At 61.2% G+C, this 12127-nt stretch carries 14 protein-coding genes; 13 read left to right on the top strand and 1 reads right to left on the bottom strand.

What is annotated here, in order from left to right; translation table 11 throughout:
* Positions 1-61: 61 nt before the first annotated feature.
* The 9 genes from OSW16_RS18540 (at position 62) to OSW16_RS18500 (ending at position 6994) form a co-directional block, all read left to right on the top strand.
* Positions 62-811: an electron transfer flavoprotein subunit beta/FixA family protein gene (locus OSW16_RS18540; RefSeq protein ID WP_012315360.1), complete on the top strand. Its 750-nt coding sequence runs from the start codon at positions 62-64 to the stop codon at positions 809-811.
* Complete coding sequence (locus OSW16_RS18535; RefSeq protein ID WP_267817451.1) at positions 812-1756, top strand: electron transfer flavoprotein subunit alpha/FixB family protein; 945 nt, start codon at positions 812-814, stop codon at positions 1754-1756.
* Between the two features lie 76 nt (positions 1757-1832).
* A complete protein-coding gene (locus OSW16_RS18530) occupies positions 1833-2654 on the top strand; it encodes a substrate-binding periplasmic protein (RefSeq protein ID WP_267817449.1) in 822 nt (273 codons plus the stop codon).
* Between the two features lie 9 nt (positions 2655-2663).
* Complete coding sequence (locus OSW16_RS18525) at positions 2664-3017, top strand: DUF4398 domain-containing protein (protein WP_267817447.1); 354 nt, start codon at positions 2664-2666, stop codon at positions 3015-3017.
* Complete coding sequence (locus tag OSW16_RS18520) at positions 3014-3826, top strand: OmpA family protein (RefSeq protein WP_241804445.1); 813 nt, start codon at positions 3014-3016, stop codon at positions 3824-3826. Before OSW16_RS18525 ends, OSW16_RS18520 begins: the two co-directional genes overlap by 4 nt.
* Positions 3827-4010: 184 nt before the next feature.
* Positions 4011-5453 (top strand): PLP-dependent aminotransferase family protein, encoded by a 1443-nt coding sequence (locus OSW16_RS18515; RefSeq protein ID WP_241804444.1) that lies wholly within the window; start codon positions 4011-4013, stop codon positions 5451-5453.
* Positions 5454-5516: 63 nt separating this feature from the next.
* Positions 5517-5978, top strand: a complete 462-nt coding sequence (locus tag OSW16_RS18510; protein WP_267817441.1) for a hypothetical protein — start codon at positions 5517-5519, stop codon at positions 5976-5978.
* 121 nt (positions 5979-6099) lie between these two features.
* Positions 6100-6354, top strand: a complete 255-nt coding sequence (locus OSW16_RS18505; RefSeq protein WP_267817439.1) for a YkgJ family cysteine cluster protein — start codon at positions 6100-6102, stop codon at positions 6352-6354.
* Positions 6355-6388: 34 nt separating this feature from the next.
* Positions 6389-6994 carry an START domain-containing protein gene (locus tag OSW16_RS18500; protein ID WP_267824035.1) on the top strand — a complete coding sequence of 202 codons (606 nt, stop codon included), beginning with the start codon at positions 6389-6391 and terminating at the stop codon, positions 6992-6994.
* A 226-nt stretch (positions 6995-7220) separates the two neighbouring features.
* On the opposite strand, the gene gltA is transcribed toward OSW16_RS18500, so the two are convergent.
* Positions 7221-8510 (bottom strand): citrate synthase, encoded by a 1290-nt coding sequence (gltA, locus tag OSW16_RS18495; RefSeq protein ID WP_241807051.1) that lies wholly within the window; start codon positions 8508-8510, stop codon positions 7221-7223.
* A gap of 352 nt (positions 8511-8862) precedes the next feature.
* Between gltA and sdhC the strand changes: the two genes are divergently transcribed.
* From sdhC to OSW16_RS18475, 4 genes are read left to right on the top strand one after another with little or no spacing between them, the layout of a single operon-like run.
* A complete protein-coding gene (gene sdhC / locus OSW16_RS18490; protein WP_012315350.1) occupies positions 8863-9249 on the top strand; it encodes a succinate dehydrogenase, cytochrome b556 subunit in 387 nt (128 codons plus the stop codon).
* Positions 9243-9611, top strand: coding sequence for a succinate dehydrogenase, hydrophobic membrane anchor protein (sdhD, locus tag OSW16_RS18485; RefSeq protein WP_003254214.1), 369 nt, complete (start codon positions 9243-9245; stop codon positions 9609-9611). The genes sdhC and sdhD overlap by 7 nt, the downstream gene beginning before the upstream one ends.
* 3 nt (positions 9612-9614) lie before the next feature.
* Entirely contained in the window at positions 9615-11387 is a 1773-nt protein-coding gene (gene sdhA, locus OSW16_RS18480) for a succinate dehydrogenase flavoprotein subunit (protein WP_241807050.1), read from the top strand.
* A gap of 11 nt (positions 11388-11398) precedes the next feature.
* Positions 11399-12103 (top strand): succinate dehydrogenase iron-sulfur subunit, encoded by a 705-nt coding sequence (locus OSW16_RS18475; protein WP_012315348.1) that lies wholly within the window; start codon positions 11399-11401, stop codon positions 12101-12103.
* Positions 12104-12127: the final 24 nt, after the last annotated feature.

Genomic DNA, 12127 nt, shown 5'->3' with positions numbered 1-12127 from the left:
CGCGCATCGCCGGGCTTAGCCCCAGGCGACTATCTATTCACCGGAGAGTAACGAGGAATCCATGAAGGTTCTTGTAGCTGTCAAACGAGTGGTCGACTACAACGTCAAGGTTCGCGTCAAAGCGGACAACTCCGGCGTCGACCTTGCAAACGTCAAGATGTCCATGAACCCCTTCTGCGAAATCGCCGTGGAAGAAGCTGTGCGCCTGAAAGAGAAGGGCGTGGCAAGCGAGATCGTCGTCGTCTCCGTCGGCCCGACCACCGCTCAGGAGCAGTTGCGTACTGCCCTGGCCCTGGGCGCCGATCGTGCCATCCTGGTCGAAGCTGCCGACGAACTGAATTCCCTGGCCGTGGCCAAGGCGCTCAAGGCCGTTGTCGACAAAGAGCAGCCGCAGCTGGTGATCCTCGGCAAGCAGGCCATCGACAGTGACAACAACCAGACCGGCCAGATGCTGGCCGCGCTGACCGGCTACGCCCAAGGTACCTTCGCCTCCAAGGTTGAAGTGGCTGGCGACAAGCTGAACGTCACCCGTGAAATCGATGGCGGCCTGCAGACCGTAGCGCTGAACCTGCCAGCGATCGTCACCACCGACCTGCGCCTGAACGAGCCGCGCTACGCGTCGCTGCCGAACATCATGAAGGCCAAGAAGAAGCCACTGGAGACCCTGACTCCAGACGCGCTGGGCGTATCGCTCGCCTCCACCAACAAGACCCTGAAAGTCGAAGCGCCTGCTGCCCGCAGCGCGGGTATCAAGGTCAAGTCGGTGGCCGAACTGGTCGAGAAGCTGAAGAACGAAGCGAAGGTAATCTAAATGACTATCCTGGTTGTCGCTGAATACGAGAACGGTGCCGTAGCCCCGTCCACCCTGAACACTGTCGCCGCAGCCGCCAAGATCGGTGGTGATGTGCACGTGCTGGTCGCCGGCCAGAACGTCGGTGGTATCGCTGAATCCGCTGCCAAGATCGCGGGTGTTGGCAAGGTGCTGGTTGCTGACAACGCAGCCTATGCCCACGTCTTGCCAGAAAACGTCGCGCCGCTGATCGTTGCTCTTGTTGAACAAGGCGGGGCCAACGGCTACAGCCACGTGCTGGCCCCGGCCACCACCAACGGTAAGAACATCCTGCCGCGCGTTGCCGCGCTGCTGGACGTCGACCAGATCTCCGAGATCATTTCGGTTGAATCCGCCGACACCTTCAAGCGCCCGATCTATGCCGGTAACGCCATTGCCACTGTGCAATCGAGCGCTGCTGTGAAAGTGATCACCGTGCGTACCACCGGCTTCGACGCTGTGGCCGCCGAAGGTGGCTCTGCAACTGTTGAAGCTGTAGGCGCTGCGCACGATGCGGGTATTTCCGCCTTTGTCGGCGAAGAGCTGGCCAAGTCCGACCGCCCAGAGCTGACCGCTGCCAAGATCGTCGTTTCCGGCGGCCGCGGCATGGGCAACGGTGACAACTTCAAGCACCTGTACAGCCTGGCCGACAAGCTTGGCGCTGCCGTGGGTGCCTCGCGCGCTGCGGTTGACGCAGGCTTCGTGCCCAACGACATGCAGGTCGGTCAGACCGGCAAGATCGTTGCACCGCAGCTGTACATCGCCGTCGGTATTTCCGGCGCGATCCAGCACCTGGCCGGCATGAAAGACTCCAAAGTGATCGTTGCGATCAACAAGGACGAAGAGGCGCCGATCTTCCAGGTGGCTGACTACGGCTTGGTCGCTGACCTGTTCGAAGCGGTTCCGGAGCTGGAAAAGCTGGTCTGATCCGCCTGCTTCACTTATAAAGAAGCCCGGCCCTTTCACGAGGGCCGGGTTTTTTTATGCGGGCAAGGAGTGAAGGATGGCGTTGCGTGAAGCAGGCAAGGTGCTGGTGTGCACGATGGCGATGCTTTCACCGCTGGCGATGGCGGCTGGCAAGTGTGAGCGGCTGGTGGCGACCGGCAGCCCGGATGCGCCCCCTTACTCCTGGCAAGACCCGAAGGACCCGAAACACCTGATCGGCGCCAATGTCGATCTGTTGCGCCAGGTGGCCGGGGAATTGGGGTTGAAAGTGGAAGTCCTCAATGCCGGCAGGCGTGACCAGGCGCTGGAAGAGGTGCGCAGTGGGCGCATGGATGTGTTGCTCGACACCCCCCTGCAGGTGGAGCAGTTGACTGCCCTGGACTACATCCACCCGCCATTGCAGCTCAATGAATACCTGGTGTGGACGCGCCATGATGCTGAAGTGGAATTCAACGGCCCGGCGGATCTGGCCAGGTATCAGGGTAGCCTGTCGGAGCGTGCCCGCCTGACCCCGGCTTTCAGTGCCTTTGCCAAGGCGCAGTTGAACCTGGTGCCGGCGCAGAACCTGACCCAGGCCTTCCAGAAGCTGGTGCTGGGCCAGGTGGATTACGTACTGGCTGGGCGCTACGCGGGCATGGCCATGACCCAAAGCCTGGGCATGAGCAATGACCTGATCGCCCGCGGCCTGCCGGTCGACCGGCCCGGGCTGTTTTTGGCCGTGTCGCACAACTCGGCATGCAATGACACCTGGTTGCGTGGGCAACTGGCAAAAAAGCTGACAGAATTGCCGATCTCCGGTGCGTCTGAAGCCGTGTTGCAACGTAATGTCGAGCGCTGGAAAGCGCAGATGGATGTGCAGGCGGACGCCCCCAAACAGTAGGAAGAGTGCGTGAGAACCCAATCACTGATCCTTGCCGTGGCCATGCTCGGCCTGGCCGGCTGCGCCAACGACCCGGCGCCCAATGAACAGATGCGTATTTCCGAGCAGGCGCTGGAACAGGCCAGGGCGGTCGGCGCCACCGACCAGGTGGAGGAGTTGAAGCTTGCCGAAGACAAGCTCGCCCGCGCCAAGAGCGACATGCTGACCGAAGACTATCGCGACGCCCGTATGCGTGCCGAGCAGGCCGAGCTCGATGCCCGTCTGGCCGAGGCGCGGGTACTCAACCAGAAGAGTGAGGAGCAGCTCGACGTATTGCAGTCGCGGGTCAAGCGCTTGCGCAAGCAGCTGGAGGTGCAGCCATGAAGTGCTTCAAACCGATGGCGGCGCTGGCATTGCTGGCACTGGCTGGCGGCCTGCAGGGGTGCGCCAGTCAGCGCAGTGCCGCGGCGCTGGACGATGCCTCCGTGGCCTTTCAGAAGGTCAAGGATGACTCCGCTGTACTGCGCAGCGCACCACGTGATGTGATCCGGGCTGGTGAATCGCTGGCCCGCGCCGAGCGCCTGTCCAGCTACATCGGTACCGGTAGCGACGTGCGCCACTATGCGTATCTGAGCCAGCGTTACAGTGAAATCGCCGGTGAGCACGCGAAGTTGGCGCTGAATCAGGAGCGCTTGGCCAAGCTCGACCTTGAGCGCCAGCGGCTGCAGCTGGCGTTGCGCGAGGCCAAGCTGGCCAGCGTGCAGCAGCAGGGTGAATGGGTTGAAGCGCAGATCGCCGCGTTGGCCTCGCAGCAGGCCGATCGCGGGCTGGTGATGACCCTGGGCGATGTCCTGTTCGATACCGGCCGTGCGGACCTCAAGAATTCGGCCAGCCGCACGGTGCTCAAATTGGTCCAGTTCCTTCAGCTCAACCCGCGCCGGGTGGTGCGGATCGAGGGCTACGCCGACAACACCGGCGCGCCGGAAGATAACCTCAAGCTGTCGCGCGACCGGGCGCAGGCCGTGGCCGACATGCTGGTCGACCTGGGTGTCGACGAAAAGCGTCTGCAGGTTGAAGGGTATGGCGACCAGTACCCGATCGAGGCCAATGCCTCGGAGCGCGGCAGGGCGCAGAACCGCCGGGTGGAAATCGTCTTCTCCGATGACAAAGGAAGGCTGGCCCCGGCACGCTGACCGCTGGCGCCTCTTCGTGGCTGGCGAAGAGGCGCGCTGGCTAACCCTTTCGATAGCGGCCACGCCACTGTAATGTCGACTATTGTGCAATCTGTCCCAGTACACTTTGCAACTGTTACGGTATCCTCTACCGTAAGTGAGTCGTACAAGAACAATGAGCCCGTCCGCGCGTCGAGATATCGCCATGACCAACCTGCTGCTGTATCAGCGTATCGCCCAGCAACTGGCCGATGACATCCGCCGTGGTGTCTACCAGCCAGGCGAGCGCGTGCCGTCCGTGCGCAAGATGAGCGCCCAGCTCAACGTCAGCCATGCCACGGTGCTGCAGGCCTATGCCAATCTCGAAGACCAAGGGCTGATCCGCGCTCGGCCGCAGTCGGGCTACTACGTGCACCAGACCCCGGCGTTGACTGCGCAGACGCCTGACATTGCCAGGGTCGAGCGCCCCGGCCTGGTCACTCGCGCGAGCATCATCCAGCAGGTATTGACCGAGGCTCGTCGTGATGGCGTGTTCGCGTTCGGTGCCGCCGTTCCCCATGTCGACTACCTGCCGGTGCGCGCCTTGCATCAGCAGATCGCCAAGGTCACGCGCTTTCACAGCCCGCGAGCTTTCAGCTACATGTTCAGCCCAGGCTTCGAGCCGTTGCGTCGGCAGATTGCGATCCGCATGCGCGATGCGGGTGTGCTGGTCGATCCCAGTGAAGTGATCGTCACCCATGGCTGTGTCGATGCCCTTCAGATGTCGTTGCGCGTGCTGACCCGCCCGGGGGACCTGATCGCTGCCGAGTCGCCCACCTATTACGGCCTGCTGCAGCTGGCTGATTTGCTCGGGCTGAAGGTGATCGAGATCCCCAGCGACCCGTCCACCGGGATCAGTCTGGAGGCGCTGCAACTGGCGGCCAATCAATGGTCGATCAAGGCGCTGGTGCTGACCACGCGTCTGAGCAACCCGCTCGGCGGCACGATTCCCGAAGAGCGGCAGAAGCAGTTGTTGCGCCTGGCTTCGGACTTCGACATCCAGATCGTCGAGGACGACATCTATGGCGAGTTGATGTTCGAGCAGGGCAAGACCAAAGCGCTCAAGGCATTCGACAGGCTGGATCGTGTGATCTACTGCTCGAGCTTTTCCAAGACCTTGTCACCCGGCGTGCGTGTCGGCTGGATGGTGGCGGGGCGATACCAGGAGGAAATCCAGCGGCTGCAGACCTTCACCACTCACTCGGCGTGCAGTGTCACGCAGATGGGGGTGGCGGCTTATCTGGAGAACGGCGGCTATGATCGCCACCTGCGCTATATCCGTCAGGAGTACCGCAAGAACCTCAGTGCCTACCAGTTGGCGGTGCAGCAGCACTTCCCTGAGGGTACGCAGATGACCCGGCCCACGGGGGGCTTCATTCTGTGGGTCAGCCTGCCGGGGCGGGTCAATACTCAAGAGCTGCATGTGCGTGCGCTGGAGCAGGGGATCAGTATCGCCCCCGGGCTTATCTTCAGTAATACCGAGCAGTTCAACCACTGCATCCGGCTCAACTGTGGCATTCCGTGGAACAAGGAAGCCGAACGGGCGGTGATGACACTGGGTATGCTCGCCCAGCAATTGTGCAGGGAGTCTGTAACTGCGCTTGTGTAACGCTTGCCAGGTGCGGTCGGAACAGAGAGCATACGCACATTTCCAGCCTGCCAGCCGATGTCCATGAAACTGTTGCGTAGCGTTGCCCTGATTTTTTGCCTCGCGCCGCTCTGGGCGCCTTGTGGCCTTGCCCAGGCGGCGCAGCCTGCCGCATCGGCGCATCAGGGCGCGGCGGCTGAAAAGGCATCGGCCAAGCAGTCTGCCAAGCCCAAGCCCAAGCCCAAAGCCAAGCGCAAGGTACCGCGCAAGCCAGTGAGCAAAGCTGTGGCCAAACCGGTGCCCAGGGCAAAGCTCGACCTCAGCTTGCCGGCCGACATGGTCAATGAGCTCGAGCCTGATGTCGGCAGCGCTGCTACCCGGCGCAAACCTTTGCTGCCGGCCATGTTCACCGAAAAGCCTCACAGCGACGATAGCCCGTTTCAGCTCAATGGGCGGTTGATCAGCAACGAAATGCAATTGCAGATGCGCAACGACAGTCGCCGTGATGTGGAAGGGGCGGCCATCGACTTTGAGTTCCGTCAGTAGTCGGGCGCAACTGACTGCTGGGTCACTACAGATTTCATCGGGCCAGCAATTTCAAACGTATGTTTGAGCGGTTAGTATCCGGGGACGTTCGTCCCGTTTTGTTCCAGGGAGTCCTGATTGTATGAAATGCCGTGAGGGTTGCGGTGCCTGCTGCATCGCCCCGTCCATCACTTCAGCCATGCCCCGCATGCCAGATGGCAAGCCGGCTGGCGTGCGCTGCCTGCACCTGACCGTCGACAACCTTTGCGACCTGTTCGGCATGCCCGAGCGGCCGGCGGTCTGTGGTGGGTTCAAGGCGGATGTCGAGGTGTGCGGCCATGATCGCGACGAGGCAATCAGGATTCTCGGTTGGTGGGAGCAGATGACGGCGGCGTGACAAAGCTGGATCTTCGACAACAAGGATAAAGATGATGAGATCGTTCAAGCGTATTGCACTGCTGTGTGGCATGGGTGTCCTGCTGGCGCCTGCCGCCTGGGCGGAAAACTGGCAGGTGGCCAAGGACGAGGAGGGCATCACGGTGTCCCTCAGCGAAGTGCCGGGCTCCAAGTACAAGGCCTATCGCGGTGTCACCGTGATCAAGGCGCCGCTGGCCAAGGTCGAGGCGCTGCAGGAGGATGTGGCCGGGGCTTGTGCGTGGATTCACGAGTGCAAGTCGCAGAAGTTGCTCAAGCACGAAGGTGATCAGAGCTGGACCTACACCCAGTTCAATACGCCGTGGCCGGTAACGCCGCGCGATTCGGTATTGCTGGTCACTACCGTCAAAGGCGCGGATGGCAGCCTGACGCGTAACCTCAAAGGTGAGCCGTCTTATATCCCTGAAGAGAAGGGCTTCGTAAGGGTGGCGAAAGTCGAAGGCTTCTGGAAATTGGTGCCCAAGGGCGGCAGTACAGAAGTGACCTATCAGGTGCACACCGAGCCGGGTGGCAGTGTGCCGGCCATGGTGGCCAACAAGTTCGTGGTGGATGCGCCGTTCAATACCCTGAAAAGCTTGCGCGAGCGGGCTGAGAAGAATTAAGGCCGGTGCAGGAGGGGGTGCAATGAAAAGGCTGCTTGAGGGCTAATGGCAATCAGGTAGTGTTTGGGGCTGCTACGCAGCCCATCGCCGGCAAGCCGGCTCCCACAGGTACAGCCAAATGCCCCCTGCGGGAACAACTGTCTTGCCCAACTTTTAAAAGCTGGCGCAATCCCTGTGGGAGCCGGCTTGCCGGCGATGGGCCGCAAGGCGGCCCCAAAACCTTGGCTTACTTGCGGTCTTTCAGCTCAACGATGTCACGCTGCTGCTCGCCGGTGTACAGCTGGCGCGGGCGGCCAATCTTGTACGGGCTGGAGAGCATTTCTTTCCAGTGCGAGATCCAGCCCACGGTACGTGCCAGGGCGAAGATCACGGTGAACATGCTGGTTGGAATGCCGATCGCCTTCAGGATGATGCCCGAGTAGAAGTCGACGTTCGGGTACAGCGAGCGCTCGATGAAGTACGGATCGGTCAGGGCGATCTCTTCCAGGCGCATCGCCAATTCCAGCTGCGGGTCGTTCTTGATGCCGAGTTCGCCCAGGACTTCGTCGCAGGTTTTCTTCATCACGGTGGCGCGCGGGTCGCGGTTCTTGTAAACGCGGTGACCGAAGCCCATCAGCTTGAACGGGTCGTTCTTGTCCTTGGCCTTGGCGATGTACTTGTCGATGTTCGAGACATCGCCAATTTCATCGAGCATGGTCAGCACGGCTTCGTTCGCACCGCCGTGGGCAGGGCCCCACAGTGCGGCGATACCGGCGGCGATACAGGCGAACGGGTTGGCACCCGAAGAGCCAGCCAGGCGGACGGTGGAGGTGGAGGCGTTCTGCTCGTGATCGGCATGGAGGATGAAGATCTTGTCCATGGCCTTGGCCAGCACCGGGCTGATCGGTTTGATCTCGCACGGGGTGTTGAACATCATGTGCAGGAAGTTTTCCGCGTACGACAGGTCGTTGCGCGGGTACATCATCGGCTGGCCCATGGAGTACTTGTAAACCATCGCGGCCAGGGTCGGCATCTTGGCGACCAGGCGCACCGCGGAAATTTCGCGGTGTTGCGGGTTATTGATGTCCAGGGAGTCGTGGTAGAACGCCGACAGGGCGCCGACCACGCCGCACATCACGGCCATCGGGTGGGCGTCGCGGCGGAAACCGTTGAAGAAGGACTTCAGCTGCTCATGAACCATGGTGTGGTTCTTGACGGTGCTGACGAACTGGGCCTTCTGCTCGGCATTGGGCAGTTCGCCGTTGAGCAGCAGGTAGCAGGTTTCCAGGTAGTCCGATTGCTCGGCGAGCTGTTCGATGGGGTAGCCGCGGTGCAGCAGCACGCCCTTGTCGCCGTCGATATAGGTGATCTTCGACTCGCACGAAGCGGTCGCCATGAAACCAGGGTCGAAGGTGAAGTGACCAGTGGCCCCCAACCCGCGGACGTCGATTACATCAGGACCAACGGTGCCGGTTAAAATGGGCAGCTCGACGGGGGCAGCGCCCTCGATGACCAACTGCGCTTTTTTGTCAGCCATGTGGCCTCCTATTAATGCTTGAAATCATCAGACAGACCCCCCACGCAGGGCCCGCACCACTATAGAGAAGTAAATTCGAATGTCAATTTGCCTAAAGGCTGGTTGAAACCCGCTCTGAGGCCTGATTTTTCGCGAAATTCTCGCCCATTTACGCCTTTTGCTCGCTAAAGGCAATGCGCTATTTGGGCTACCCCGTCACGTTGTCATAAGCAGCCTAACTGTCTATACTCGGCACCCGACCGCCAGGGGCTTGCAAGCCCGAACTGCTGGGGGTCGCCGTTCCCTGGGTGGTGGGTACCTGACCAGTACACTTACCAACAACTTTGCCCTGATTCGCTAGGGGCTCTTCAGTGTGAAAAAAGCCGTGAAAAGCCAACGACCTGTAAACCTAGACCTAAGGACCATCAAGCTCCCCGTCACAGCGTACACGTCCATCCTGCACCGTATCTCCGGCGTCATCCTGTTCCTCGGCCTTGCCATCATGCTTTATGCACTGGGCAAATCGCTGGGTTCCGAGGAAGGCTTCGGTGAGGTGAAGGCGTGTCTGACCAGCCCGCTGGCCAAGTTCGTGACCTGGGGCCTGCTATCCGCCCTGCTTTATCACCTCGTGGCAGGTGTGCGTCACCTGATCATGGACATGGGCATCGGTGAGACGCTGGAAGGCGGCAAGCTGGGCTCGAAAATCGTGATCGTCATCTCCGTGGTGCTGATCGTTCTGGTGGGAGTTTGGGTATGGTAACCAATGTCACGAACCTGTCGCGTTCGGGCCTCTATGACTGGATGGCGCAGCGCGTCTCGGCGGTCGTTCTCGCGGCTTACTTTCTCTTCCTGATCGGCTACGTGGTCGCCCACCCAGGCATCGACTACACCCAGTGGCATGGTCTGTTCTCCAACAACGCGATGCGGATCTTCAGTCTGCTGGCCCTCGTTGCCCTGGGCGCTCACGCCTGGGTCGGCATGTGGACCATTGCAACCGACTACCTGACGCCAATGTCGTTCGGCAAGTCGGCAACTGCGATTCGTTTCCTGTTCCAGGCGGTATGCGGCGTTGCGATGTTCGCTTACTTCGTCTGGGGTGTGCAGATTCTCTGGGGTATCTGATCCATGGCTAGCATTCCAACCATTTCCTTCGACGCCATCATCATCGGTGGCGGCGGCGCCGGCATGCGCGCAGCGCTGCAGCTGGCCCAGGGCGGTCACAAGACTGCCGTGGTCACCAAGGTCTTCCCGACCCGTTCGCACACTGTATCCGCCCAGGGCGGCATCACCTGCGCCATCGCTTCGGCCGACCCGAACGACGACTGGCGCTGGCACATGTACGATACCGTCAAGGGTTCCGACTACATCGGTGACCAGGACGCTATCGAATACATGTGTCAGGAAGGCCCGGCTGCGGTCTTCGAGCTGGACCACATGGGCCTGCCGTTCTCGCGTACCGAAACCGGCCGTATCTACCAGCGTCCGTTCGGTGGCCAGTCCAAGGACTTCGGCAAGGGCGGCCAGGCTGCTCGTACTTGCGCAGCCTCCGACCGTACCGGTCACGCGCTGCTGCACACCCTGTACCAGGGCAACCTGAAAGCCGGGACCACCTTCCTCAACGAGTACTACGCCGTTGATCTGGTGAAAAACCAGGAAGGCGCCTTCGTCGGTGTGATCGCGATCTGCATCGAAACCGGCGAAACCATGTACATCAAGTCCAAGGCCACCGTGCTGGCCACTGGCGGTGCGGGTCGTATCTACGCCTCCACCACCAACGCCCTGATCAATACCGGCGACGGTATCGGCATGGCCCTGCGTGCCGGTGTGCCGGTGCAGGACATCGAAATGTGGCAGTTCCACCCGACCGGCATCGCCGGCGCTGGCGTACTGGTCACCGAGGGTTGCCGCGGTGAGGGTGGCTACCTGATCAACGCCCACGGCGAGCGCTTCATGGAGCGTTACGCGCCGAACGCGAAAGACCTGGCCGGCCGCGACGTGGTGGCTCGTTCCATGGTCAAAGAGATCATCGCCGGCAACGGCGTGGGCCCGAACAAGGACCACGTACTGCTGAAGCTGGATCACCTGGGCGAGGAAGTGCTGCACAGCCGCCTGCCAGGTATCTGCGAACTGTCCAAGACCTTCGCCCACGTCGACCCTGTCGTCGCGCCGGTGCCGGTCGTTCCAACCTGCCATTACATGATGGGTGGCGTTGCCACCAACATTCATGGCCAGGCCATCACCATGGACGAAGAAGGCAAGGATCACATCATTCCTGGCCTGTTCGCCGTAGGTGAAGTGGCGTGCGTATCGGTTCACGGTGCCAACCGCCTGGGCGGCAACTCGCTGCTCGACCTGGTGGTGTTCGGCCGTGCTGCCGGCCTGCACCTGGAGAAGGCGCTGAGCGACGGCATCGAGCACCTCGACGCCAGCGACACCGACATCGATGTTGCGCTGAACCGCCTGAACAAGCTCAACGAGCGCTCCACTGGCGAAGACGTTGCCAGCCTCAAGCGCGAGCTGCAGAGCTGCATGCAGAACTACTTCGGTGTGTTCCGTACCGGTGAATACATGCTCAAGGGTATCGAGCAGCTGGCCGGCCTGCGTGAGCGTATCGCCAACGTCAAGATCAACGACAAGTCCCAGGCCTTCAACACCGCGCGTATCGAAGCGCTGGAGCTGCAGAACCTGTTGGAAGTCGCCGAAGCTACCGCCATCGCGGCCGAAGCCCGTAAAGAGTCCCGCGGCGCTCACGCCCGTGAAGACTTCGAAGACCGTGACGACGAAAACTGGCTGTGCCACACCCTGTACTACCCGGGTGAGAAGCGCGTGGCCAAGCGTGGCGTCAACTTTGCGCCGAAGACTGTTCCAGCCTTCGAACCAAAAGTCCGGACTTATTGAGGGTGACTGCTATGTTGAAAGTCGAAGTTTATCGCTACAACCCGGATACCGACTCGGCACCCAAGATGGAGTCGTTCGACGTCGATACCGGCGGTAAGGACCTGATGGTGCTGGACGTGCTGGCGCTGATCAAGGAGAAGGACGAGGGCTTCTCGTACCGTCGCTCCTGCCGTGAAGGCGTTTGCGGTTCCGATGGCATGAACATGAACGGCAAGAACGGCCTGGCCTGCATCACGCCGCTGTCCGGCGTGGTCAAGGGTAACAAGCTGGTTCTGCGCCCGTTGCCTGGTCTTCCGGTCATTCGTGACCTGGTCGTCGATATGAGCATCTTCTACAAGCAGTACGAGAAGGTGAAACCGTTCCTGCAGAACGACACGCCGGCCCCGGCCATCGAGCGTCTGCAGTCGCCGGAAGATCGCGACAAGCTGGACGGGCTGTACGAGTGCATCCTGTGCGCTTGCTGCTCGACTTCCTGCCCGTCCTTCTGGTGGAACCCGGACAAGTTCCTGGGCCCCGCTGCCTTGCTGCAGGCCTATCGCTTCCTGGCCGACAGCCGTGACACCAAGACCCAGGAGCGCCTGGCGTCCCTGGATGACCCGTTCAGCGTCTTCCGCTGCCGCGGGATCATGAACTGCGTCAACGTTTGCCCGAAGGGTCTGAACCCGACCAAGGCAATCGGCCACGTACGTAACATGCTGCTGCAAAGCGGCACCTGATTCAAAGCGTTGTAACTGCAGTAA

The organism is Pseudomonas putida (assembly GCF_026625125.1).
Taxonomy (GTDB): Bacteria; Pseudomonadota; Gammaproteobacteria; order Pseudomonadales; family Pseudomonadaceae; genus Aquipseudomonas; species Aquipseudomonas putida_X.
The sequence above is the reverse complement of the archived record's forward strand: the minus strand, read 5'-3'. Positions and strand labels throughout refer to the sequence as shown.